The sequence below is a fragment of the Chelatococcus reniformis genome (assembly GCF_014640075.1).
Taxonomy (GTDB): Bacteria; Pseudomonadota; Alphaproteobacteria; order Rhizobiales; family Beijerinckiaceae; genus Camelimonas; species Camelimonas reniformis.
In genome coordinates this window covers 595,912-619,569 of record NZ_BMGG01000002.1, presented here as the reverse complement: position 1 = coordinate 619,569, position 23,658 = coordinate 595,912, and the positions used below count along the sequence as shown (strand labels likewise).

Sequence of the window (23,658 nt, the reverse complement as noted above, 5' to 3'; positions counted from 1 at the left end):
CCCCGGTCGACAGTCCGCCGCCGAACGCGCCCGACGTGGCGCCCCCCTCGACGCTCGCGCCCGAGGAGATCGACCGGCTGACCGACGACATCGTCGCCGCGCTCAAGACCGTCTACGACCCGGAGATCCCGGCCGACATCTACGAGCTCGGCCTGATCTACCGCGTCGAGATCGGCGACGACCGGCACGTGACGATCGACATGACGCTCACCGCGCCGGCCTGCCCCGTGGCCGGCGAAATGCCCGGCTGGGTGGAAAACGCCGTGGCGTCCGTACCGGGCACGTCGGGGGTGAAGGTCAACATGGTCTTCGATCCACCGTGGGACCAGAGCCGCATGTCGGAGGAAGCCCGCGTCGCCCTCGATATGTGGTGAGGCCAACATGCCCCCGCCGCCACCGCTGCGCCGTGTTCTGGAAACCGCCCTCTACGTGGACGACCTCGAACGCGCGGAGCGCTTCTACGAGGACGTCCTCGGCCTGAAGCCGCTCGTGGCCGACCAGCGCTTCCGCGCCTATGGGGTCGGCGACACCACCGTGCTGCTGCTCTTCCAGCGCGGCGCGACGCTCGAGACCGTGCATCTGCCGGGCGGCACCATTCCTCCCCACGACGGCCACGGGCCGCTGCATGTGGCGTTTGCCATCGCGGCCGACGATCTGGCGCAGTGGGAGAGGGCGCTCACCGGTCATGGCGTCGAGATCGAAGGCCGGACCGACTGGCCGCGGGGCGGCAAGAGCATTTATTTCCGCGATCCGGACGGCCATCTGCTCGAGCTGGCGACGCCCGGGCTGTGGAACATCCCTGGCGGCTGACGGGCGCAGGCGCGGCGTTCCCATTCGCGCCGGAAAGCTCTACCTAAGGAGCGCCGGGCCGCATCCGGCCGGATCCAAAGGGAGCTTTCGATGGCTGTGGACGGAACCTGGAACATCACCATGCAGACGCCGATGGGCGAGCGCAGCTCGTCGATCACGCTGGCGAGCGACGGCGGCGCGCTGACCGGCACGCAGGCGGCCGAGGGCAATTCGACCGAGATCTTCGACGGCGCGGTTGCCGGCGACGAAGCCAGCTGGAAGATCAAGATCGACAATCCGATGCCGCTGACACTCGAGTTCAAGGGCAACGTCGAGGGCGATACGATCAACGGCACCGTCTCGGCCGGGTTCGTCGGCAGTTGGCCGTTCAGCGGCTCGCGCGGCTGAGGCGAGCGACCGCGGCGAGCGGCGCAATGCCCCATCGATCGGGTGAAATCCAAAATCACCCGATCGGTGACAAGCGCTCCCGGTTCAACAACTCGATTTTGCCCAGGCGCAAGGGGCTCTAGAGGATTTTTGAGCGAAGTGGACGCCGGTTCGCGTGAAAAATGCGACAAAACAGATAAGTAGAGCATTTCCGCGATTCAGAGAAACGCGGAAATGCTCTACCGGAATGCCGCCGCGCCGACGAGCCCGGCCGCGAGGATCATCCAGGCCGGGTTGAGCCGACGGAACAGGCTGAGCACCGCGAACACCGCCACGGCGAGGAGCGCCGTTGGGACACCGCTGATCGCGGTGCGGGCCACCGACACGATCCCGGCGATCATCAGCCCGATCGAGATCGGCCCGAGGGCACGTTGCACGGACAGACGCCAGGGCGAACCGGCAAAGCGATTCCAAACGCGTGATGCCGTCAGCGCAATGACCGAAGCAGGCAGAAAGAAACCGACGAATGCGAGCAGCGCACCTGCGCTGCCGGCCACGTGGTAGCCGATGACGACGACCATCAGCAGGTTGGGCCCCGGCGCCAATTGGCCGAGGCCGTAGATGTCACGGAACTGATCGTCGTCGAGCCAATGGTAGGTGTCGATGGTCAGATGCTTCATTTCGGGAAGCACCGCCGTTCCGCCGCCGATGGCCAGGACCGAGAGCAGCGCGAAGACCGAGAAGATGCGGATACTGTCGTGCATGCGCTAGTCCGCCGGCTTCTTGTCGAGACCGGAGGGCACCGCCGGGGCAGGGACCAGGGCGCGCGGCCGATAGAGGTAGATCGCAACCGGCGTCACGGTCACGAGCACGACCACCAGAGACACGTGGAAGACGCTGATCAACGCCACCACCACCACGACGATGGCGATGTCGAGCGCATGGCCGAGCTGCTTGCGCCCCAATTGCAGCGTCACCGAGACGAGCAGGCCGACTGCCGCGGCGCCGACACCGATCAGGGCCGCGTTGACCGTCGGATCGTGGCGGTTGGCGGCGTAGAGAACCCCGAGGGCGAACACGAGCGAGGCGCCGGGCAGCGTCATCCCGGCGAAGGCGACCGCGGCGCCGATCACGCCGCGCAGCCGGTCGCCCACGATGATGCTCATGTTGGTCGCGTTGAGGCCCGGCAGCGCCTGCGAAATCTCGAGCGCCGTCAGGAACTCCTCGTCGTCGAGCCATCGCTGCCGCGTCACCAGGCTCGACCGCAGATAGGCCACCACGCCTCCGCCGAAGCTGGTCGCACCGATCATCAGGAAGACGCCGAACAGGCGGGCGAGGGGGACCCGGTCGCCCTGCACAGACGGGCTGCCAGCCTGCTCGCCGGGGTCCGTGCCCATGGGAGCCCTACTCCTCCCGGGCCGCGGGCTTGCCGGCGATCCCGTAGACCAGCGCCGTCTTCGTGGTGCCCAGCGCGACCCAGTCGGGGGCCTTCCTCTGCACCGCAAGAAAGAAGTCCTCGGAGAGGCGCTTGGCCTTGCGGTGGATCTCGTCGGCCGAGGCGAACTTCGCCTGAAAGGCGAACTCGCCGATCAGCGAGCGTTCCGAGGCGCGGTTGCGCCACAAGGAGATCGTCGCCTTGGCTTGATAGCCATGGCCGAAGTCGAAATTCCCGGCGTCCACGAGCAGTTCCTCGACGGCGACGTCGTTGACGAGCTCGATCCGCGTCTTGGGCTTGATGTCGATCCGCTTCATCACGGGAAACACCTCGGTGATGTGCTCCAGCCCCTTGTCGAGGACGATGCTGGGCGACCGCAGCACGCAATTGTGGGAGTATAGGCTGCGCATGCCGCCCAGCTCGTTCTTCAGCGGCAGCAGCTCCTCCTTGAACTTGATGTCGGCTTCGCCGGTGAGGTGCGGTGTGATGTCGACGGCGCGGGCGACATCATAGTCGGGGCTACGGAACTTGACGGTCAGCTCGTGCTCCGTGTCGGGCCACCCGTTGGTGTAGAACGTCCGCTTCCGCAGGATGAACGAATTCGCATACAGGTCGTGGCGCAGCGTATCGTAGAACAGCACCTCCCGGATCGCCCGGTGGAACGCGTTCTTGTTCGTGGTGACGCCGACGCCGAGCGCGTCGGCGATGCCGGTCAGAACGTTCCAATAGTCCTCGAAACGCGACGCGGCGTAGAACTGCTCCGGTCGCAGCAGGATCTTGTATTCGCGATAATGAACGTCATCCATGCGCGGGACTCGGCAAGTGCGGGCGGACGGTCGATGGCAACCTGTCGTGCCCCGGAAACGGGCGCACGGCAAGGCCGGCGCGCAACGCCTGCCCGCCGCGAGCGTGGCCGGCGGTATCGCGCGGCCCTCATGATGGGTAGAGATACGCGGCCGATGCCCTCCGAGCCGGACCTTTCGATACGCGTCAAGCCACGTCTTTGCGGAGAGCCCGTTGTCGCCGCTTGCAAATCCCTTTGCCCACTGGTTGCGCCGCAACCACGCATTCGCCTTTCTCGGCGCGAGCGTCGTTCTGATCCTGCTGTCGCCTTTCGCCGTCCGCCGCGAGAGTGTGGCGATGGCGGAGGTCGCTCTGCTGGCCGTCGCCATCATCACCGCGTCGATGAGCTTGTCGCTGTCGGGGTGGCGGTTCCTGACGATCGTGGCGGTCGCGACGCTCTGGCTGCTGCTGCGGTTCCTCGAGCTGAGCTCCCTCATCGGCGCCGCCGCGCCTCAGCTGGTGTTCGCGATCCTGACCGGTGGCATCTTCATTCGCCTGGCGAACGACCTGTTGCGGGCCCGCGCCGCCGACCTCACCACGCTGGCGAGTGCGCTCAGCGGCTTTCTCATGCTCGGAATCTTCTGGTCCCAGCTCTACGGCCTCTGCGTGACGCTCCTGGGCCCCAAAGCGCTGCATCCGGACATAAGCCACGACGATGTGGGCGTGCTCGTCTATTTCAGCTTCTCGACGCTCGCCACCATCGGCTACGGCGACGTGCTTCCGCTGCATCCGCTGGCGCGGATGATGGCCGTCTTCGAGGCCGTCACCGGGCTGTTCTACAACGCCGTCGTCATCGCGCGGCTGGTGTCGCTCTATGGCCGCGAGGCGATCAGCGACCCGGAGGCGTCGATGGGTTCGGCCCGCGATAGCCGGCCGGTTCCGCCCAGACCGGCCCGGCCAATTCATGCGGCGGCTGACGACGACCCGATCTGACGGGCCGGACAGGAGGGGAGCTTCCGGCCACTAATTCGCATAAGATATATTATGGAACTATCACCTGGCCGTCGCATGGGAGGCGCACCCATCGGCCGACCTTGGCTCCAGCCAAGCCAAACGGTAGGCTTGGCGTGTGGGATATGGCTCGGATTTTGATCTGTCGCTCTGGAAGCAAGGGCTCGGCGCCGTGCCCGACGAGGTGTGGGACAGGACCGAAATCCGGACGCTCGTGCTCGCAGACAACGGCCTGACGGAGCTCTCGGAACGCGTGCGCGAGCTGCGGGCACTTCGGATGCTCGACCTGGGTCACAACAGGCTGAGGCGCGTTCCGGACGGCCTGGGCGACCTGATCGACCTGAGCGATTTCCTCTACCTGCACGACAACGCGCTGACCGAACTTCCGCACTCCCTCGGGCGGCTTGTCAAATTGCGCTACCTGAACATCAGCAACAACGCGTTCCAGACCCTGCCCGATGCCGTCACCAACATGTCCGGCCTCATCGAATTGCGCGTCACGGACAACCGCCTGGCCGCGCTACCGGACGCCATCTCGAAGCTGACGCGGCTACGCGAGCTGCATCTGCGCAACAACGGCCTCACCACCTTGCCCGTAGCGATCGGCGCCCTGGGTGAGCTCCGCCAGGTCGACCTGCGGGGCAACCCGATTTCCAGCCTGCCCGCAACGCTGCTGGACCTCCCGCGCCTGGAGAAGGTCGATCTGCGCTGGGTGACGACGCTGACGGCCCCGGCCTGGTTCGCTGAGCTCGAGGCGAAAGGCTGCGCCGTCTATCGCTGAGGCGGCGGCCGGATCACCCCCGTGCATCGAGCCGAGCCGGCGGCTTGTGCCGTGCCGGAGCGCGGCCTAGGCTCGTCCCAAGGCAACTGCGTCGGCAGCGCCAGCAAGAGAAGACGGGAGGATGCGGACATGAAGGCAGCCGTGCTGCACGAGGCCAATCAGCCGCTGGTGATCGAGGACGTCAAGGTGCAGAAGCCCGGTCCCCGCGAGGTGCTGATCCGGACGTCCTGCGCGGGCCTGTGCCATTCCGACCTGCACTTCATGGAGGGTCTCTATCCGCACCCGCTGCCGGCAGTGCTCGGCCACGAGTCGGCGGGCATCGTGGAGGAGGTCGGCTCCGACGTGACCTACGCGCGCAAGGGCGACCACGTCATTACCTGTCTGTCCGTCTTTTGCGGCACCTGCGAGCAATGCACCTCCGGCCGCCCCGCCATCTGCACCGGCACCGACGTGAGGCTGCCGCCGGGCGTATCCAAGCGCCTGACGTGGGATCGCGGAGGCCCGCTGCACCAATTCCTCAACATGTCCTCCTTTGCCGAGCAGATGCTCGTGCACGAGAACGCGCTGGTGAAAATCCGCGAGGACATGCCGCTCGATCGCGCGGCGCTGATCGGCTGCGGGGTCATCACCGGCACGGGCGCGGTCTTCAACACGGCCCGCGTGGCGCCGGGCGAAACGGTCGTCGTGATCGGCTGCGGCGGCATCGGCATGGCCGCCATCAACGGAGCGGCCATCGCGGGGGCCGGTCGCATCATCGCCGTCGACACCAATGCGCAGAAGCTCGCGCTGGCGCAGGAGCTGGGGGCGACGGACATGGTCAACGCCGCCGACGGCGATCCGGTCGCCCAGGTGAAGGAGCTGACCAAGGGCCAGGTCCATCACGCCTTCGAGGCGGTCGGCTCGAAACGGACGGCCGAGCAGTCGTTCCAGATGCTTGGCCCGGCCGGCACCGCGACGATCATCGGCATGATCCCGTTCGGCACCAACATCGAGCTCCACGGCTTCGAGTTCCTGCGTGGCGAGAAGCGGATTCAGGGCTCGACCATGGGCTCCAACCGCTTCCGCACCGACATGCCGCGCCTGATCGACCACTATCTCAAGGGCCGGCTGCACCTCGACCAGTGGATCTCGGCCCGGATCAAGCTCGCCGAGATCAACGAGGGCTTTGCCAACATGAAGTCCGGCAAGGTGCTGCGTTCGGTGATCATGTTCGACGCGTGAGAGCCGGCGGGCGGCGGCGCTCCGCGCGGCTGCGGCTATAGCGTCAGGTAGGTCCGCTGCACGTCGCGGTCGGCCGCGAGCTCGGCAATGCTGCCGGTCCAGCGGATCTGGCCTTTTTCGAGCACGTAGACCCGGTCCGACACCAATTCGGCGAAATGGAGGTTCTGTTCCGACAGCAGGATCGAGAGGCCCTGCCCCTTCAGCTCGAGGATGGTGTCCGCCATCTGCTCCACGATCACCGGGGCGAGCCCCTCGGACGGCTCGTCCAGCAGCAGCGCCAGCGGGTTGCCCATCAGCGTCCTTGCCACGGTCAGCATCTGCTGCTCGCCGCCGGACATGAGGTCCCCCCGGCGGTCCGGCATGGCGCCGAGATTGGGAAACAGGCGGAACAGGCGCTCCGGCGTCCATTCCCGTAGTGCTGGCCCGTCCGCCACCCGGCGAACCGGCTGACGACCGGCGTCGAGGTTCTCCAGCACCGTCAGTTCCGTGAAGATACGGCGATCCCCGGGAACGAAGCCGAGCCCCAGGCGCGCGATCTGGAACGGGGCGAGCTTCGACACGTCGCGGTCGCGGAACACGACCGAGCCGGATCGCCGCGACACCATGCCCATGACCGCCTCCATCGTGGTCGATTTGCCGGCGCCGTTGCGGCCCATGAGGGCGACCACCTCGCCGTGCCCGATGTGGAAGTCGAGGTCGTACAGGATGCGCGCCCCCCCATACCAGGCATTCAAGGCGGAGACGGCGAGGATTGGTCTGTGCATGGGCGTGGTGCCTGATGGCCAGCGGTTCGGCGGCTGAACGTCTTCCCGGTTCCGAAGTAGACCTCCTGGACCTGCGGGTCGTCGCGAATGGCGGCGACGGCTCCATCGGCGATCAATTTGCCCCGCGCCAGCACGATGACACGGTCGGCGTGGGCAAAGACGACGTCCATCGAATGCTCGGTGAACAACACCGCCATGTTCCGCTCCACCACCAGCTGCTTGACCAAAGCGATGAGGTCGTTGCGCTCGCGCGGTGCCATGCCTGCCGTCGGCTCGTCCATCAGCAGCAGCCGCGGCGCGTTGGCGAGCGCGATGGCGAGCTCGACGCGCTTGACGTCACCATAGGCGAGCTCGCGGCAGGCCCGGTCTGCCGCATCGGCCATGCCGACCTGGCGCAGCAGCTCGATCGCCGGCTCCCGGTGCAGCACGCGGGCCGGGCGCCACAGGCCGAACAATTGCGCGGCGTGCGAGATCAAGCCCATCTGCACGTTCTCCAGGACGGTCATCGACGCGAAGGTCGCCGCGATCTGGAATGTCCGCCCGACGCCCATCCGGAAGATGGCCCGCGGAGGAAGGCCGACGATCGATCGCCCGGAGAAGCGGATGTCACCAGCGTTTGGCGCGAGCTGACCGTTGATCATGTTGAAGCAGGTCGACTTCCCTGCCCCGTTCGGCCCGATCAGGGCGAGAAACTCGCCCGAGCGAACCGAGAAGCTCACGTCGTCGACCGCGCGCACGCCGCCGAACAGCTTCGTCAGGTGGCGGATCTTGAGGGTGGTCACCGGCTCGCTCCCGCTGGTGTCTGGGTCCATCGCGCCAGCGCCCCGGCGATGCCGCCCGGGAACAGCAGGACGATGAGCAGGATCACGCCGCCGAGCAGCGCGCGCCAATAGTCGGTCTGGCGCATGACCATGTCCTGCAGCAGGCTGTACACCCCTGCCCCGACGATCGGCCCGATCAGCGATTGAATACCGCCGAGCAGGACCATCACGATGCCGTCGATGGAGCGCCCGACGCCGATGGCTTCCGGCGAGATCGAGCCCTTGGCAAAGACGAACAGGCCGCCGGCGAGCCCGCAGACAAGGCCGCTCAATGCAAAGCCGAGCCACTGCATGCGTCTGACGTCGATGCCGATGGCGCCGGCGCGCAGCGGCGAGTCGCGCCCGGCCCGCAGGGCATAGCCGAACGGGGCGAACAGCAGCCGGCGCAGGACGATCACTGCGACGACCGCGACAGCCAGGGTCAGCAGATAGTAGGCCGCACGGTTGTCGAACGGCGACGGTGGCCAGATTCCGAGCAGCCCGTTGGAGCCGCCGGTCACCTCCTCCCATTGGAAGGCGATCGACCAGACTATTTGCGCGAAGGCCAGCGTCAGCATGGCGAGGTAGATCCCGGACAGGCGGACGGCGAACCAACCGAACAGCAGGGCCCCGGCCAGCGCAGCGAGCGGGGCGCAGAGGAGCGCCGCGCCTAGAGGCAGCGCCAGCCACTTGACGGCCAGCGCCGCGCCATAGGCGCCCAGCCCGAAGTATGCGGCATGGCCGAACGAGTGCATGCCGCCAGGCCCCATGATGAAATGCAGCGACGTAGCGAACACGACCGCGATCAGCACGTCCGTGCCGACGATCAGGGCGTAGGGAAAGCGGGCCTCGAGGAGTGGCAGGGACAACAGGGCGAGCGCCAGCGCCGTCGCAGCGACGAGAAGCGGCCGCCCCGCAGGCCGCAGCGGCATGTCGGCTGCGTCGCCGGCGCTGCGGACCGCGCCCTGCGGCCGGCCGAACAGGCCGTAGGGACGCACGACCAACACCGCGGCCATAACCACGAACTCCGCAACGAGCGTCAGCTGGGAGAAGTTGATGGTCAGCTCGCCGATGGACACGACGCCGATGGCGATGCACAGGGCCTTGATCTGGGCGATGAGGACCGCCGCGACGAAGGCGCCGGTGATCGAGCCCATGCCGCCGATGACCACCACCACGAAGGCCTCGCTGATGACCGCCAGGTCGAGGGAGAGGCTCGCCGGCTCCCTGGCCAGCTGGAGGGCGCCGCCGAGCCCGGCCAGGAAGCTGCCGAGCGCGAATACCGCGGTGAACAACAGCGCCTGATTGACGCCGAGGGCGCCGAGCATCTCGCGGTCCTGGGTCGCCGCACGGATCAGCCGGCCGAAGCGCGAGCGGGCCAACAGCAGATGCAGGGCGACGAGCACGAGCGGGCCGACGACGATGAGGAAGAGGTCGTATTGAGGCAGACGGCGACCGAAGATGGTGACAAAGCCGGAGAGGCCGGGCGCCCGCGGCCCGAGCAGGTCCTCCGCGCCCCACAGCCCGAGGGCGACGTCGTTGATGACCAGCATGAGCCCAAACGTCGCCAGCAGCTGGAACAGCTGGGGAACATGATAGATGCGCCGCAGCAGGCTGACCTCTATCAGGGCGCCCAGCCCGGCCACGGCCATGGCGGCCAGCACGATGCCGCCCCAGAAGCCGAGGGCGCCGCCCATGTACTGGGAAATGGTCCACGCGAAATACAGCCCCAGCATGTAGAGCGAGCCGTGGGCGCTGTTGACGATGCGCGACACGCCGAAGATCAGCGACAGCCCCGCCCCGACGAAGAACAGGCCGGACGCCGAGGCGAAGCCGTTGAGCGCTTGGAACAGAAAGGCGTCCATCGCTGGGCTGTCATCCGTTGGAGCGCGCCTGTCCGACCAGGTCATTCCCATTTGATCGGGACATGCCTTGACGGCGTGCGCGCCCGGCTAACGACGCCGCACCGGCACGGGCTCAGTTCTGCGGCCGGAGTCGGCGGCTCGCCACTTCCGCGCAGGATGGCAGCACGGTGTTGCCGTCGACGAACTTGGCATCGACCATCACGCCCTTGCCGTCCCGCAGGGCCAACTCGCCGACATAGGCGCCCATCGTCGCCTGGTGATCGCAGGCCCTATATTCGAACGGTCCGAATGGGCCAACGACCTTGAGGTTCTCGAACGCCTTGAGCAGCTTGTCCGTATCCGACGATCCGGCCTTGGCGATGCCCGCCGCGATCGACTTGATGGTGGAGTAGCCGATGACCGAACCGAACCGCGGATAGTCGTTGAACTTGCGGCGATAGGCTTCGATGAATGCCTTATGCTCGGGCGTTTCGATCGCGTACCAGGGATATCCGGTCACGATCCAACCCACCGGCACCTCGTCGCGCAGTGGATCCAGATACTCAGGCTCGCCCGACAGAAGGCTGACGGCGAAGCGGCCGTTGAAGGTGCCGCGCGTGTTGCCCTCCCGGGCGAACTTCGCCAGATCGGCGCTGAACAGGGCGTTGAAGATGGCGTCCGGCTTGGCATCGTCGACGGCCTGCGCCACCGCGCCCGCATCGATTCGCCCGAGCGGCGGCGCCTGCTCGGTCACGAACTCCACGTCCGGCTGTGCCGCCCGCAGTTGCTCCTTGAAGATCGCCGCCGCGGCCTGGCCGTACTCGAAGTTCGGGTAGACCAGGGCCCAGCGCTTCTTCTTTGCGGCGATGGCCGCGGGCAGCAGCATGGCGACCTGCATGTAGGTGGAGGTGCGCAGGCGATAGGTATACGCGTTGCCGTTCTGCCAGGTGATCTTGTCGGTCAGCGGTTCGGCGGCGAGGAAGAAAACCTTGCGCCTGCCGGCGAATTCGGTGACGGCCAAACCGATGTGGGACAGGAAGGTGCCGGCGAGGAGATCCACCTTCTCGCGCGTGACGAGCTCCTCCGCGACACGCACCGCGTCCCCCGGGTTGCCCCCGTCGTCGCGCACGACCAGTTCCAGCTTGCGGCCGGCGACGCCGCCGGCGCCGTTGATCTCCTCGACGGCGAGCTCCATGCCCTTCCTGTAGGGCTCCAGGAAGGCCGGCTGGGCCTTGTAACTGTTCAGCTCGCCGATCTTGATCGTCGCTGCACCTTGAGCCCGCGCCCCACCGGCGATGCAAAGCACCGGCACGCAGCAAAGCAGGGCGAGAGCGAAAGCCGTTCGGAATGATGACATCGGAGACCTCTGGCGGACGGCATCACCTAAACCATGCCTCGACGGCGAACGAAAGCCGCCTCGCGCTGGCGGGGCCACGTGTACGAAGCGACATCGATCTCGGACCGGCTGCGCCTCACCGGCCAGCCGATCCGAGCCAGGTCAATTGGAACGAATCGGTGACCATCTGCGCGTCAGGTGCAGAATCAGGCCTTCGCGCCTTCGAGCGCCTGCCGCTCGACCTCATAGGATTCGTAGGAATCCTTGAGCGTGGCGGTATTGAGCAGCATCGTCGCGATCACGTCGCGGCCGCCCGGCTGGTAGACGCGGGTGATCAGCCACGCACTCTCGGTGCGGCGGCTGCCGCTGAGCGCCACGACTTCTCGCTCCATCTCGTAAGGCGCGCCGACGAACAACGGCCCCTTGACCAGACGAATCTCCTGGTCGGCGAAGAGGCCGACCGCCGGCCCGCGGGCGGGGATGCGCCCCTCGAGCGGTGCCGACAGCAGCACGCTGATCATCTCCATGGGGATGATCGGCTGCTGCCACGGCGAATCCGACTCCGACTGGTACCACGATGACGGCTCGGTGATGACCTTGAGCTTGTCGGCCAAGGAGAAGGGATAGAGCGCGCCCATGTTCTGGGTCGGGCCCATCGTCACCGGCACGCGGCCGCTCGTCCAACCCACCTTCACGTCCCGCAGGATAACCAGCAGCTCGGGCGCCGCCAGGGTTTTCAGGCGCTCCTCCAGGGCGGTCGGAGGGTTGCCGGCGCCGACCGAGGCCGAGCCGCGAAGCACCTCGGTGCCGTCCTCCTTCTCCATCCAGACGGTGGTGTGGGTGGCCCCGGCCGCCGGCCTGCGCATGAAGGCCCGCACCTGCTCGCCTTCGAAGCACGGGTTGCGGTAGTGGGCCGACAGGCAGCCCTCCTCGAGCCAGCGGCGGCCCCAGATTGCCTCGCCCAGGGGCGCGAACTGGCTGAAATGCGTGGGGCCCTCGATCGTGCCGCCCTTGAAGCCGAGCTTCTGTGCCGTCGCATCATCGTGGATCGACGCGTGGTCATCGTATTCCTGGGTCGCCAGCATCTGGCGGGGCCCCCGCAGCGGACCCGCAATCGCGTCACCGACCTCACTGATCTCCGTGCTGAATGCGCGGTCCATGCTCTCCTCCCGTATGTCCATTGTCTTCAAGGCGCGAAGAGAGATCGTCCGGCCTCAGGGATAGGCCACCTCGATGCGCAGGCCATCGTAGGCCGGAACGACGTGGGCCGGCGTCTCGGCGGCGAGGACGTCGTAGTCCAGGTCCGTATGCAGATTGGTCAGCACGGCGCGCCGAGGCTTGACCTCGGCGATCAGCGCCAGCGCCTGGTCCAGATTGAAATGCGTCGGATGGCGCGTGTAGCGCAGCGCGTCGATGATCAGCACGTCGAGATCATGGAGCACGGCGACGCTCTCCTGCGGCATGGCGTGCACGTCGCTGGCGTAGGCCAGGTCGCCGATGCGGAAGCCGAGCGCGGTGGTGTCGCCGTGCAGCATATCGAAGGGGAGCGCCTCGATGGATCCGCCGGCACCGTCGATGCTGACGGGAACGCCGATCTGCATGGGGCGCCGGATCAGGATCGGCGGGTAGGAGCTGCCGGGCGGCGTCTCGAAGCAATAGCCGAAGCGATCGTTCAGGTAGCCCGCCGTCTTGTCGTCGGCCCACACATCGAGCTTGCGGCGCATCACCAGGGCGAGCGGCCGAAGGTCGTCGATCCCGTGGATGTGGTCGGCGTGCTCATGGGTCACGAGCACGCCGTCGATGCGGGTGACGCGTTCCCCCAGCAGCTGCTCGCGCAGGTCCGGCGACATGTCGACGAGCACCGTGGTGCGTCCCGCGGCACCCGTGCGCTCGAGCAGGATCGAGCAGCGCCGCCGCCGGTTCTTGGGGTTGTCGGGGTTGCAGGCGCCCCAGCCCTGCCCCACCCGTGGCACGCCGGCCGACGAGCCGCAGCCCAGTATGGTGGCGACCAGGCTCATGCCGCCGGCCGCCCCATGCCCGCGGCCCGGTCCGCCTCGGCGGCCTTGGCGAACAATCGGTAGAAGTTCGCCGTCGTCACACGCGCGATCTCCTCCTCGTCGACGGCGCGAACGTCGGCGAGGACCTTCGCTGTCAGTGCCGTATAGGCCGGCTCGTTGCGCTTGCCGCGGTACGGCTCCGGCGCAAGGTAAGGCGCGTCGGTCTCCACCAGCAGGCGGTCGAGCGGGACCTCTGCGGCGATGCGGCGGATCTCCTCGGACCGCCGGAACGTCAGGATGCCGGAGAACGAGACGTACAACCCGAGGGCGACGCCCGCCTCCGCGAGCGCCGCTCCGGACGAGAAGCAATGCAAGAGCGCCTTGAAGGCGCCCTTCCCCATCTCATCCTCCAGGATGGCGATCATGTCGGCATCGGCGTCGCGCGCGTGGATAACCAGCGGCAGCCCGCTCTGGCGGGCGGCGGCGATGTTTGTGCGGAACACCTTGGCCTGCACGTCGCGGGGGCTGCGATCATAGAAATAGTCCAGACCAGCCTCGCCGATGCCGACGCAACGCGGATGCTCCGCCAGCGCCACGATCTCGGCCGTGGTGACGTCGGCCTCCTCCCCGGCGTGGTGGGGATGGGTGCCGACCGTGAAGAAGATCCGCGGATCACTTTCGGCCAGGGCGCGGTAGGTCGCGGCCTTGCGCACGTGCGTCGAGATCGACACCATCCGTCCAATGCCGGATTGCTCAGCGCGAGCAATAATTTGCGCGAGTTCGTTAGTAAAATAGTCGAGGTGACAATGGCTGTCGACGAGCATCACGGCGCCGTTTCCGCTTCCGGTTCCACATAGCGCGGGAAGATGGGCTGCGGCGGTGGCAACTCGGTCCCGGGCACGAGGCGGCCGGCCTCGCCCAGGTGCGCGAAATCGCGCGCCTCGGCCGGCACGGCCAGCAGGTCGAGCAGCTTGCCGGCCGCCTCGGGCGTCACCGGCTGGGCCAGGATGGCCACGTTGCGCAACACCTCGGCCGTCACATACAGCACCGTCTCCATGCGGGACGGATCGGTCTTGCGCAGGGTCCACGGCTCCTGCGCGGCGAAATAGCGATTGGCGTCGGCCACCACGGCCCAGATGTCCGCCAGGATCGTGTGAATCGCAAAATTCTGGAGCGCCGCCCTTGCCTTCGACAGCAGGCCGTCGGCCGCCTCCAGCAGGGCCCGCTCGGCCGCGCCATCGGCGCCCCGCGCCGGCACGCGGCCAGCGCAATTGCGGGCGACCATCGACAGCGAGCGCTGCGCCAGATTGCCGAGGTCGTTGGCCAGATCTGCGTTGATGCGGCCGACGATCGTCTCGTGGCTGTAGTTGCCATCCTGGCCAAACGGCACCTCGCGCAGGAAAAAGTAGCGCAGTTGGTCGGTCCCGTATGCGGCGACCAGATCCTGCGGCCCGACGACGTTGCCTGCCGACTTCGACATCTTCTCGCCGCGCGACAGCAGGAAGCCATGGCCGTAGACCCGCCGCGGCACCTCGATGCCCGCCGACATGAGGAAGGCCGGCCAGTACACGGTGTGAAAGCGCGTGATGTCCTTCCCGATGATGTGCACATCCGCCGGCCAGTAGCGCCAGCGCGGCGCGGCCTCATCGGGAAAGCCCAGCCCCGTGATGTAGTTGGTCAGCGCGTCAACCCACACGTACATGACATGGCCGGGTGCCTGCGGCACGGGGATGCCCCAGGTGAGGGTGGTGCGCGAGATCGACAGATCCTGCAGGCCGCCGCGGACGAAGCTGATCACCTCGTTGCGGCGCGATTCCGGGCCGACGAAGTCGGGCACGCGCTCGTAGAGTTCGAGCAGCCGATCCTGATACTTGGCCAGGCGGAAGAAATAGGTGTTCTCCTCGGTCCATTCGACCGGCGTGCCCTGAGGCCCGAGCCGCTGGCCCCCATCGGCGAGCGTCGTCTCGCTCTCGTCGTAGAACGCCTCGTCGCGAACCGAATACCAGCCGGCATAGGTGTCGAGGTAGATGTCGCCTGCCTCTTCCATCCGCCGCCAGAGCTCCTGGCTCGACGCAAAATGCGCTGGCTCGGTGGTGCGGATGAAGCGGTCGTAGGATACGCCGAGGCTGTCGCACATCGCGACGAACAGTTCGGTATTGCGGTCGGACAGCTCCTTGGGCGTCAGGCCGAGCTTCGCCGCTGTCTGCGTCATCTTGAGCCCGTGCTCGTCGACGCCGGTCATGAAGAAGACGTCGTAGCCGTCGAGCCGCTTGAACCGGGCGATCGCGTCCGTGGCGACCGCCTCGTAAGCGTGGCCGATGTGCGGAGCGCCATTCGGGTAAGAGATCGCGGTGGTGATGTAGAAGGTCGGACGGGCGGCCATGGATGATGCGGTGTTGGGGACGATTTCGGGACAGACGGGCCGGAACGGCGCGGCTTGGGCGTCGACGGACCTACCGATATCGCTCCTTGATCGCCCCGTATAGCGGCTTGATCGGGCGACGTGTCCTCCGGGCCCGGCGCGCATCCGCGATTTGCGGGCGCCGCCGGCCCTGCGTCAGACGGCTCGCGGCTGCCGCATGGCGTCCGCGAGATCGCAGAACAGCGAGATCACCACCGGCCGGCGATCGAGGTTGAGGGCCTCGGCCTCGCGCGCCGCGCCGGCGTTTTTCTCCCATGCCTCCACTAGAGGGGCGAGCCGGCGAGCCCCTTCGCCCGCCTGGGCGCGGATGCGATCGGCCAGCCAGTCCGCCAGGGTCTCGCGCATGGCCTCGAACTCCGGCGTGCTGTCGCGCCGCGAAACGTCCTCCGCCAGACGGTAGAGCGTATCGAGCTCCAGTTCCGGCAAGCGCTCCAGCAGCCCCTGCACGCGGTGGATCAGCGCGATGCGGTCGGCATCGAGCAGCGACAGCGCGCGTCCGACGGAGCCGCCCGACAGCGTGGCCGCCTCGCTCACCACCGCGTCCGCCGCGCCCGCCCACGGCTCGCCCAGGCTGCGGACCGCCAGCGCGACGTCGTTGGTCCCGAGCGGCCGCAGCAGGAGCCGGCGGCAGCGCGAACGCAGGGTCGGCAGCACGCGCGCGGGGGCATGGGCGATGATGAAGATCACCGAGCGCGGCGGCGGCTCCTCGACGGCCTTGAGCAGCGCGTTGGCGCTGGAGGCATTGAGATCGTCCGCGGCATCGACGATGCAGATGCGGTAGCCACCGGCCGTGCTGCCGAACAGATCGAGTGCACGCCGCACGTCGGCGACGGCGATCTCGGCGGAGAAGCCCTTGCCGTCCTTGCGGGGACCGCGGCGCACCACCGCGAGGTCCGGATGCGACAGTGCCGCCACTTGGCGAGCGATCGCATGGTCCCGCGGCACACCGAGACCGACGGCCGCCGCGGTCGTGCCGGGGTCCGGATGCGTCAGCAGGAAGCGGGCGGCCCGATACGCGAAAGTGGCCTTGCCGATACCGGCAGGGCCGCCGACCAGCCAGGCATGATGCAGCTGACCGGCGCGGTAGGCGCGCAGAAAGTCGGCCTCGGCCTCGGCATGGCCGAACAACGACGTCTGCTCGCGCGGATGGGGCGCCCCCAGGACCTGATCGGGCCCGGGCGCATCGTCGGTTTCAGCCATTGCGGCGGAGCCCTATGACGGGTTCGTGGGGGTGAACGAGCTCCTCGAAACGCTGCTCGACGATGGCGGCGATGGCCGCCGCCACGGCCGTCTCCTCCTGGTCGGCATCGACGACGACGCAGCGATCCGCATGCTGCTCGGCGATCGCCTGGAATGCGCTTCGCAACCGGGTGTGGAAGCCGACGTCCTCGGCCTCGAAGCGATCGGGCGCGGCGTCTGCGCCGCGGCGCGCGGCGGCGCGTGCCAGACCGACCGGGGCGGCGATGTCGAGGACGATGGTGAGATCGGGCCGCATGTCGCCGACCACGACCCGTTCGAGGGCGTCGATCAGGCCCGTGTCGACATCACCGAGGGCCCCCTGGTAGGCGCGGGTGGAATCGGCGAATCGATCGCACAGAACCCAGGCACCACGTTCGAGCGCCGGCCGAATCAGGCGGTCGATATGGTCGAGGCGCGCGGCGGAAAACAGCACAGCTTCGGCTGTGGCACCGAGATCGCGGGCGTGGCCGGCCAGCAGGTAGGTGCGAATCTCCTCGGCGCGCGGCGATCCCCCCGGCTCCCGCGTGATCACGACGTCGATGCCGCGTGCGCGCAGGGCCGCCGCCAGCTGGCGCAGCTGCGTCGACTTGCCGGCGCCCTCACCGCCCTCGAACGTAATGAATCGGCCTCGGCCCGATCTGTTCATATCTTCTTGAACGCGCGCCGGATGAAACCGGTGCTCAGCTCGACCGCGGCGTCGACGGCACGGGCCGGCAGGCTGCCCTTCGGCACCGCCGTCTGCGTGTACAGCGGCAGCTCCAGGGCCTGGATATCGCCCCGCATGACGATCAAGCGCGCGACCTCCTTGTCTGCGGCAACGGGCGCCGCGAGCGGGCCCTTATAGATGATTCGCACAACGACCTTCTCGGTGCTGCCTCGCGGAGCCAGCAGCTTGACGGGCTGCTTGGCGATCAGGGGGACGGCGCCACTGGCCCCGCCGAACACCTCCGCCTCGCCGACCGGCGCGGTGGCCGCGAACAGATCCCGCGACTCGAAGAAGCGGAAGCCCCAGTCGAGCAGCTTGCGGCTTTCGGTGGCCCGATCCTTCGCCGACTTGAGGCCTCCGAGTATCGCGATCAACCGCTGGTCGTTCTGCACGGCCGAGCCGGCGAGGGCGTACCCCCCCTCCTCCGTATAGCCCGTCGATAGGCCGTCGGCACCGATTTCGAGGGTGATGAGCGGGTTGCGATTGAGCTGGCGGATCTTGTTCCAGGTGAACTCCCGCTCGCCGAAATAGGCATACTCCCGCGGGTAATCGTGGATCACGTGCTTGGCCAGCCGCGCCAGATCGCGCGCCGACATGCGCTGGGCGGGATCCGGCAGCCCCGTCGCGTTGACGAAGAACGACTTTGTGAGCCCGATCTCCTGTGCCCGCTTGTTCATCAATCCGGCGAAGTTCGCCTCGCTGCCGGCAATCCCTTCGGCGAGCACGATGGCGGCGTCGTTGCCGGCCTGCACCAGCAATCCGCGCAGCAGGTCATCGACCCGGACACGGCTGCCGAGCGCCGCGAACATGGCCGAGCCGCCTGACGGCGCGCCGCCTTTGCGCCAGGCATTCTCGGAAACGCGGAACTCGGTGTCGGGGTTGAGGCGGCCCGCGCGCAACTCCTCGAACACCACCGCCGCGGTCATGATCTTGGTCATGCTGGCGGGTGCGAAGGGCTCGTCGGCCGCCTTCTCGTAGAGGACGACCCCGGTCGCGTCGTCGACCAACAGGGCGTTTTGGGCGGCAGACTGAAAGTTGGTCTCCTTCGGCTGCGCGGCGGCCGTCGCTATCGCCGTTAGCCCGAGCAGACAAAGCCCCGCGAGCGCCGCCGCCACCGCGCCGCGCCGCCGCTGCCCGGCGCTCGGGCCGGATATGCGAGGTCCCGTCATAGCGCCAATGTGTGGCTGACGCTCGGCGATGGCAACAGCCGCGTCAACGCCCGTGCGTGGGGGCGGTGGGTCCGGCGGCGGCCCGCTTGAGCAGCGCGGCGAATGCGTTGCGATCACTGCGACCGGGCGCCTCGACGGCAGTCGGACCAGCCTTCGCCACCGAGCTTTGCCCGCTGTCCTCGTCCGCGGCTGCCGAGTCCACATCTGTCGGCCGTCGCGGCGGCAAGGGGGCGTTGGCCTGTGGCAGGGCGGCCTGTCCCTCTTCGTCCTCACCGGCCGCATCGACATCCGCCGCAGCCGTCAGGGGCACGAGCGCCGTGCCGGTCGCCTCGACGGGCGGCACGGCGGCGGGCGACGCCTGGCCGCCCGCCAGCTCGGGACTGGCCGGCGCAGCCGCCACCAGCACGGGGGCCGGCGCCGCATCTGTGCCCGAACCGGAACCGTCATCGAGGGTGGCCAACAGCTTGGCGTCGTCGCTGCCGTCGACGTCCGCCGGGCTGAGGTATTCGACCTTGACCCGCGCGGTGCCGACGTGGCGAAACGCGAGCACCTCCGCCGTACGCTGCGAGACGTCGATGATGCGCCTGCCATGAAACGGGCCGCGATCGTTGACGCGGACGACCATCGAGTGGTTGTTGGCCAGATTGGTGACCCGCACGTAACTGGGCAACGGCAGGGTCGGATGGGCAGCGGCGAAGGAGTGGCGATCGAAGATTTCGCCGTTGGCGGTCCGTCGGCCGTGGAAGCCGGGGCCGTACCACGACGCGAGGCCCACGGCGGTGTAGTCCGGGTCGACCGTCGGCGTATAGGTCCTGCCGCCGACCCGGTAGCTGTTGCCGACCATGGAGCGGCCGCCGCCCTTGGGTATGCCCGCGCCCCGATAGCCCGGTGCCACGCCATATTTGGCCTGGCCGCGCTCCGCCTGAAGCTTGACCTGCCGCTCCAGCTGGTTCGCGCAATTGGCCGTTAGCAGCCCGAGGGCCACGGCCCCGAGCAGCTTTGCAGTGGTCGACGAAGGATGGAGAGAGACGGCTGGAATCGATCGCTTCGGTTGGAACGCAAGCCGTTTCGATCGCATAGGTTCGTTCAATCCCTGTTTCGGCACATCGTTGGCGCAGTTGCGCCGTGCAATGGCCGGACCGTCCGAACAGGGCCCGTACCGCTCGCGCTGGGCCTGCAAGGCAAGGCTCTTTTGTGGCAGAATTGCGACCATCCCAGGCGCGGCCGGCGCGCGCCGGCCGCGGGCCGGCCGATTCGGTTTGACCCATTCTAGCCTCGCAGGTAGAGGCGGGAGCCTTCGACCATGAGGAGTTTGCGGTGCATGTAGGCAGCGGCAAGCAGGCTGCATCGGCCGCCAAGCCGGTGCCGCTCCGCTCGGCTGCGACGGCCGACGACCCCCGGGAGCGTCTGGCGCGGGCCGAGGCGCTGGCCAATCTGGCCATTGCGCTCGTGGCGCAACGGCAGGCGGCCGCGCCCACGAGGCTGTCGCGCTGCGAACAGGCGACTGCCTGGGCTCGCCGCGTCGTCGATCGGCTGCGCACGCTCCCGGCACGCCTTCACCGGCCCCCGGCGCGCACCGGGGGCGCCGAATCGAAGGCGGGGATGCAGCGCCCGGCCGCGCGCGGAGAGCCGTCATGAACGGCGTCGATCCGGCCGCGGTGCAGCTCTCCTTCATCGTCGTGAACTGGAACAAGCCGGAGCTCACGCGGCAGTGCCTCGATTCCATCGTCGCGCACACGCGCGACATTCCGTTCGAGATCATCGTCGTCGACAACGGCAGCGCGCCGGAACACCTCCCCTCCCTGCGGGCGCTCGGCGCCCGCGAGGGCGTGCGGCTCATCGAGCTCAATGCCAACCTGTTCTTCGGCGAAGCCAACAACATCGGCGTCGAGGCGGCGCATGGCGACCGCATCGTCCTGATCAACAACGACATCGAGCTGACGGCGGGCTATCTCGGACCGCTGGTCCGCCTGCTCGACGAGGCGCATGCGGCTGGCGCCGTCGGCCCCAAGTTCGTCTATCCCGACGGCCGCCTGCAGGAGGCGGGGGGCTATGTCGACCCGGACGGCTGGACGATCCAGCACGGCAAGGCCGGCGTCGCGGTGGAGCGGATTTCGGCACGCGGCGCTCATATCGTCGACTATTGCTCGGCCGCGTGCCTGCTGCTGCGACGTGAGCTGTTCCTGGCGGCCGGCGGCTTCGATCCGCTGTTCGATCCGGCCTATTATGAGGACGTCGACCTCATGTTGCGCATACGGGCGCTGGGCTACTACACCTACCTGTGCGCCGACGTGACCGTGATACATGACGAGAACTCCACCTCGCGCTCGCTCTGGGACGAGGAGCGGCTGACGGCGCTGATCGCCCGCAACCACGCCAGGTTCGTCGACCGATGGGGCTCCTATGTCGCGCGTCGGCTCTTCGACGACGTCGCCATCCCGGCGATCGAGCCGGTGCGCTGGACGGCGGAGGCGCCCCCGCGCCGCGACCGTCCGCGCGTCGCGTTGCACGGTCCCGGCCTCGTCGCCGACACCCCGGAGTGGCGGGCGATCCTTCGCCTCGCGGGGGAGATCAGTCGAGAGGACCACGTGATCGTGGTCGCCGACGAAGCCTGCAGCCGGTGCCGTATTCTCACCCTGGCGCAGCGGGCCGGAGCCGCCCTGGACGCGTTCTCGGTGGAGCGGGCGGGCGCCGGGGTTCGCCGCCCGGGCGATACCGAGTTGCGGTTGGGGGGCACGCCGGACGGCGGCCTTGCCGTGTTCGCCGCCTCCGGCCCGCGGGCAGCGGAGATCGGGGGCCGGTTCCGCCCGGGGCCGGGCACGGGGAAGGCCTTGTGATGGACCACCCATGCGCCGGCCGCGAGGCCGCATCAATTCCGCGACGTCACCTGGGCGACAAACAGCCGAGGACGCACTCGGGCGCGGCACGCGCCATGCCGCCGCTGCCTCGTTCGTGGCCGTGCAGACCAGAAGGACATTCGTGAATGGCCAAACGCGCCCTCATTACCGGCGTCACGGGGCAGGACGGCGCCTATCTCGCCCAACTGCTGCTGAACAAGGGCTACGAGGTGCACGGGCTGGTGCGGCGCTCGAGCCACGCGGGCGTCGACGACCACCGGCTGCGCTGGCTCGGCATCGGCGGGGCGGTGCGCATCATCGACGGCAACCTGCTCGACCTGTCGAGCATCGCTCGGGCGATCCAGAACAGCGCGCCGGACGAGGTCTACAACCTCGCCGCCCAGTCGTTCGTCGCCACGTCCTGGCAGCAGCCGCTGCTGACCGGCGAGATTACCGGGCTCGGCGCCGTCAACGTGCTCGAGGCGGTTCGGCTGATGAAGCCCGACGCGCGCGTCTACCAGGCATCGTCATCGGAAATGTTCGGACGCATCCAGGAGGCGGTGCAGAGCGAGGCGACGCCCTTCTATCCCCGCTCGCCCTACGCGGTGGCCAAGCTCTATGCCCATTGGATGACGGTCAACTACCGCGAGAGCTTCGGGCTGCACGCCTCCTGCGGCATCCTCTTCAATCACGAGTCGCCCCTGCGCGGCTCGGAATTCGTCACCCGCAAGGTCACCGACGGCGTCGCCCGCATCAAGCTGGGCCTTGCCGGCGAGCTTCGCCTCGGCAACATCGACGCCAAGCGCGACTGGGGCCATGCCCGTGACTACGTGGACGCCATGTGGCGGATGCTGCAGGAGGACGAGCCCGACAACTACGTCATCGCCACCGGGCGCAGCGTGACCGTGCGCGACATGTGCCGCGTCGCCTTCGAGCACGTGGGCCTCGACCCGGATGCGCATGTGGTGATCGATCCCGCGCTGTTTCGCCCGGCCGAGGTCGACGTCCTCATCGGCGACCCGGCAAAGGCGAAGCGCAAGCTCGGCTGGGCAGCGACGACATCGCTGGAAGAGATGATCACCGAGATGGTCGATGCCGACCTCGCCCGCCTCAAGGCCGCAGCGTAGGTCATGGCGCGGCGGATCCTCATCACCGGAAGCGTGGGCTTCGTCGGCCGGCATCTGCTGCGCGCGCTCAGTGCCATGCTGCCGCCGGGCGACGAGGTGATCGCCACCGCGCTTGCGCCCCTGCCCCCGGACCTGCCGTGCCGTCAGCTCGATGTCGGCGATGCGGCGGCAGTGCGCGCCGCGCTGCGCGAGCTCAGGCCGACGCACACCGTGCATCTGGCCGGCCTTGCCTCGCCCCCCGAAGCGGCGCGCCGGCCGGGCGCCGCCTGGCAGGTCAACGTGGCCGGCACCATCAACGTGGCCGAGAGCGTCGCCGCGGAGGCGCCCGGCGGCATGCTGCTGTGCGTCTCCACGGCCGAAGTCTATGGCCGATCGTTTCTTGCCGGCCGCCCCCTCGACGAGGCGGCGCTGCTCGATCCGGCCACGGTCTATGCCCGCAGCAAAGCCGCGGCCGAGGCCGCGGCGCGCGACATTCTCGCCGAACACGGCCGGCTGGTGATCGTGCGGCCGTTCAACCACACCGGCCCCGGCCAAGACGAGCGCTTTGTCGTTCCCGCCTTCGCCGCCCAGGTGGCGCGCATCCGCCTGGGCCTCGCCACGCCGGTGCTGAATGTCGGCAACCTGTCGGCGGAGCGCGATTTCCTGGACGTGCGCGACGTCGTGCGCGCCTACGGCGAGATCATCCTGGGCAGTGACGCCCTGCCTGCCGTCGCCACCTTCAACGTGGCCTCCGGCCAGTTGCGCCGGATCGGCTCGATCCTCGATGACCTGCGCGACGCGGCGGGATGCGCGTTCGAGGTGCGACATGACCCGGAGCGGCAGCGGCCGAGCGAGATCCCCCGCATGGCGGGCGACGGCGCTGCCCTGAGCCGGGCCCTGGGCTGGCGGCCGCAGATCGACTGGCGCGATACGGTCGGGGCGATCCTGGACGATTGGACCCGTCGACTCGCACATGAGCGGGCGGCCGACGGGACCGGACCGCCCGCCGCTCCGGCGAGGGGGGCTTGACC

At 68.3% G+C, this 23,658-nt stretch carries 25 protein-coding genes; 10 read left to right on the top strand and 15 right to left on the bottom strand.

Going from position 1 to position 23,658, the window contains the following annotated elements; genetic code table 11:
* Positions 1-35: 35 nt before the first annotated feature.
* The 3 genes from IEW34_RS07265 to IEW34_RS07255 all read left to right on the top strand — a co-directional run bounded on the left by IEW34_RS07265 (position 36) and on the right by IEW34_RS07255 (position 1,197).
* Positions 36-374 (top strand): SUF system Fe-S cluster assembly protein, encoded by a 339-nt coding sequence (locus tag IEW34_RS07265; RefSeq protein ID WP_188608671.1) that lies wholly within the window; start codon positions 36-38, stop codon positions 372-374.
* 7 nt (positions 375-381) lie between these two features.
* Positions 382-810: a VOC family protein gene (locus tag IEW34_RS07260; RefSeq protein WP_188608468.1), complete on the top strand. Its 429-nt coding sequence runs from the start codon at positions 382-384 to the stop codon at positions 808-810.
* Positions 811-900: 90 nt separating this feature from the next.
* Positions 901-1,197, top strand: coding sequence for a hypothetical protein (locus IEW34_RS07255; RefSeq protein WP_188608467.1), 297 nt, complete (start codon positions 901-903; stop codon positions 1,195-1,197).
* A 218-nt stretch (positions 1,198-1,415) separates the two neighbouring features.
* Here the strand turns inward: IEW34_RS07255 and IEW34_RS07250 are convergent, their stop codons facing one another.
* The 3 genes from IEW34_RS07250 to IEW34_RS07240 are packed head-to-tail and all read right to left on the bottom strand — an operon-like array spanning position 1,416 to position 3,417.
* Positions 1,416-1,940, bottom strand: coding sequence for a chromate transporter (locus IEW34_RS07250; protein ID WP_188608466.1), 525 nt, complete (start codon positions 1,938-1,940; stop codon positions 1,416-1,418).
* A 3-nt stretch (positions 1,941-1,943) separates the two neighbouring features.
* A complete protein-coding gene (locus IEW34_RS07245; protein WP_188608465.1) occupies positions 1,944-2,573 on the bottom strand; it encodes a chromate transporter in 630 nt (209 codons plus the stop codon).
* A gap of 7 nt (positions 2,574-2,580) precedes the next feature.
* On the bottom strand, positions 2,581-3,417 hold the full coding sequence (locus IEW34_RS07240; RefSeq protein ID WP_188608464.1) for a hypothetical protein: 837 nt from the start codon (positions 3,415-3,417) through the stop codon (positions 2,581-2,583).
* Positions 3,418-3,628: 211 nt separating this feature from the next.
* Between IEW34_RS07240 and IEW34_RS07235 the strand changes: the two genes are divergently transcribed.
* From IEW34_RS07235 to IEW34_RS07225, 3 genes are all read left to right on the top strand, one after another.
* Entirely contained in the window at positions 3,629-4,387 is a 759-nt protein-coding gene (locus IEW34_RS07235) for a potassium channel family protein (protein WP_188608463.1), read from the top strand.
* A gap of 190 nt (positions 4,388-4,577) precedes the next feature.
* Positions 4,578-5,186 (top strand): leucine-rich repeat domain-containing protein, encoded by a 609-nt coding sequence (locus IEW34_RS07230; RefSeq protein WP_188608462.1) that lies wholly within the window; start codon positions 4,578-4,580, stop codon positions 5,184-5,186.
* Positions 5,187-5,315: 129 nt separating this feature from the next.
* A complete protein-coding gene (locus IEW34_RS07225) occupies positions 5,316-6,407 on the top strand; it encodes a Zn-dependent alcohol dehydrogenase (protein WP_188608461.1) in 1,092 nt (363 codons plus the stop codon).
* A gap of 35 nt (positions 6,408-6,442) precedes the next feature.
* On the opposite strand, the gene IEW34_RS07220 is transcribed toward IEW34_RS07225, so the two are convergent.
* The 12 genes from IEW34_RS07220 to IEW34_RS07165 form a co-directional block, all read right to left on the bottom strand.
* Positions 6,443-7,171 carry an ABC transporter ATP-binding protein gene (locus tag IEW34_RS07220; RefSeq protein WP_188608460.1) on the bottom strand — a complete coding sequence of 243 codons (729 nt, stop codon included), beginning with the start codon at positions 7,169-7,171 and terminating at the stop codon, positions 6,443-6,445.
* Entirely contained in the window at positions 7,138-7,983 is an 846-nt protein-coding gene (locus IEW34_RS07215) for an ABC transporter ATP-binding protein (RefSeq protein WP_210324464.1), read from the bottom strand. The genes IEW34_RS07220 and IEW34_RS07215 overlap by 34 nt, the downstream gene beginning before the upstream one ends.
* Positions 7,950-9,836, bottom strand: a complete 1,887-nt coding sequence (locus IEW34_RS07210) for an ABC transporter permease (RefSeq protein WP_188608458.1) — start codon at positions 9,834-9,836, stop codon at positions 7,950-7,952. Before IEW34_RS07210 ends, IEW34_RS07215 begins: the two co-directional genes overlap by 34 nt.
* Before the next feature lie 112 nt (positions 9,837-9,948).
* Positions 9,949-11,172, bottom strand: a complete 1,224-nt coding sequence (locus IEW34_RS07205) for an ABC transporter substrate-binding protein (RefSeq protein ID WP_188608457.1) — start codon at positions 11,170-11,172, stop codon at positions 9,949-9,951.
* Between the two features lie 185 nt (positions 11,173-11,357).
* Entirely contained in the window at positions 11,358-12,311 is a 954-nt protein-coding gene (locus tag IEW34_RS07200; RefSeq protein ID WP_188608456.1) for a hypothetical protein, read from the bottom strand.
* A gap of 54 nt (positions 12,312-12,365) precedes the next feature.
* A complete protein-coding gene (locus tag IEW34_RS07195; RefSeq protein ID WP_188608455.1) occupies positions 12,366-13,169 on the bottom strand; it encodes an MBL fold metallo-hydrolase in 804 nt (267 codons plus the stop codon).
* The gene (locus IEW34_RS07190; protein WP_188608670.1) at positions 13,166-13,972 is read right to left on the bottom strand and encodes a TatD family hydrolase; all 807 of its coding nucleotides are present in this window, start codon (positions 13,970-13,972) and stop codon (positions 13,166-13,168) included. Before IEW34_RS07190 ends, IEW34_RS07195 begins: the two co-directional genes overlap by 4 nt.
* Positions 13,972-15,531 carry a methionine--tRNA ligase gene (gene metG / locus IEW34_RS07185; protein WP_188608454.1) on the bottom strand — a complete coding sequence of 520 codons (1,560 nt, stop codon included), beginning with the start codon at positions 15,529-15,531 and terminating at the stop codon, positions 13,972-13,974. The genes IEW34_RS07190 and metG overlap by 1 nt, the downstream gene beginning before the upstream one ends.
* A 174-nt stretch (positions 15,532-15,705) precedes the next feature.
* Entirely contained in the window at positions 15,706-16,770 is a 1,065-nt protein-coding gene (locus tag IEW34_RS07180; RefSeq protein WP_188608453.1) for a DNA polymerase III subunit delta', read from the bottom strand.
* Complete coding sequence (tmk, locus tag IEW34_RS07175) at positions 16,763-17,455, bottom strand: dTMP kinase (RefSeq protein WP_188608452.1); 693 nt, start codon at positions 17,453-17,455, stop codon at positions 16,763-16,765. The genes IEW34_RS07180 and tmk overlap by 8 nt, the downstream gene beginning before the upstream one ends.
* A complete protein-coding gene (locus tag IEW34_RS07170; RefSeq protein WP_188608451.1) occupies positions 17,452-18,684 on the bottom strand; it encodes a D-alanyl-D-alanine carboxypeptidase family protein in 1,233 nt (410 codons plus the stop codon). Before IEW34_RS07170 ends, tmk begins: the two co-directional genes overlap by 4 nt.
* 43 nt (positions 18,685-18,727) lie before the next feature.
* The gene (locus IEW34_RS07165) at positions 18,728-19,669 is read right to left on the bottom strand and encodes a septal ring lytic transglycosylase RlpA family protein (RefSeq protein ID WP_244641844.1); all 942 of its coding nucleotides are present in this window, start codon (positions 19,667-19,669) and stop codon (positions 18,728-18,730) included.
* Between the two features lie 332 nt (positions 19,670-20,001).
* Between IEW34_RS07165 and IEW34_RS07160 the strand changes: the two genes are divergently transcribed.
* From IEW34_RS07160 to IEW34_RS07145, 4 genes are all read left to right on the top strand, one after another.
* Positions 20,002-20,322 (top strand): hypothetical protein, encoded by a 321-nt coding sequence (locus IEW34_RS07160; protein ID WP_188608449.1) that lies wholly within the window; start codon positions 20,002-20,004, stop codon positions 20,320-20,322.
* Positions 20,319-21,521, top strand: coding sequence for a glycosyltransferase family 2 protein (locus tag IEW34_RS07155; RefSeq protein WP_188608448.1), 1,203 nt, complete (start codon positions 20,319-20,321; stop codon positions 21,519-21,521). Before IEW34_RS07160 ends, IEW34_RS07155 begins: the two co-directional genes overlap by 4 nt.
* 146 nt (positions 21,522-21,667) lie before the next feature.
* Entirely contained in the window at positions 21,668-22,648 is a 981-nt protein-coding gene (locus IEW34_RS07150) for a GDP-mannose 4,6-dehydratase (RefSeq protein ID WP_188608447.1), read from the top strand.
* A 3-nt stretch (positions 22,649-22,651) separates the two neighbouring features.
* Entirely contained in the window at positions 22,652-23,656 is a 1,005-nt protein-coding gene (locus IEW34_RS07145) for a GDP-mannose 4,6-dehydratase (RefSeq protein ID WP_188608446.1), read from the top strand.
* The last annotated feature ends 2 nt before the right edge of the window (positions 23,657-23,658 follow it).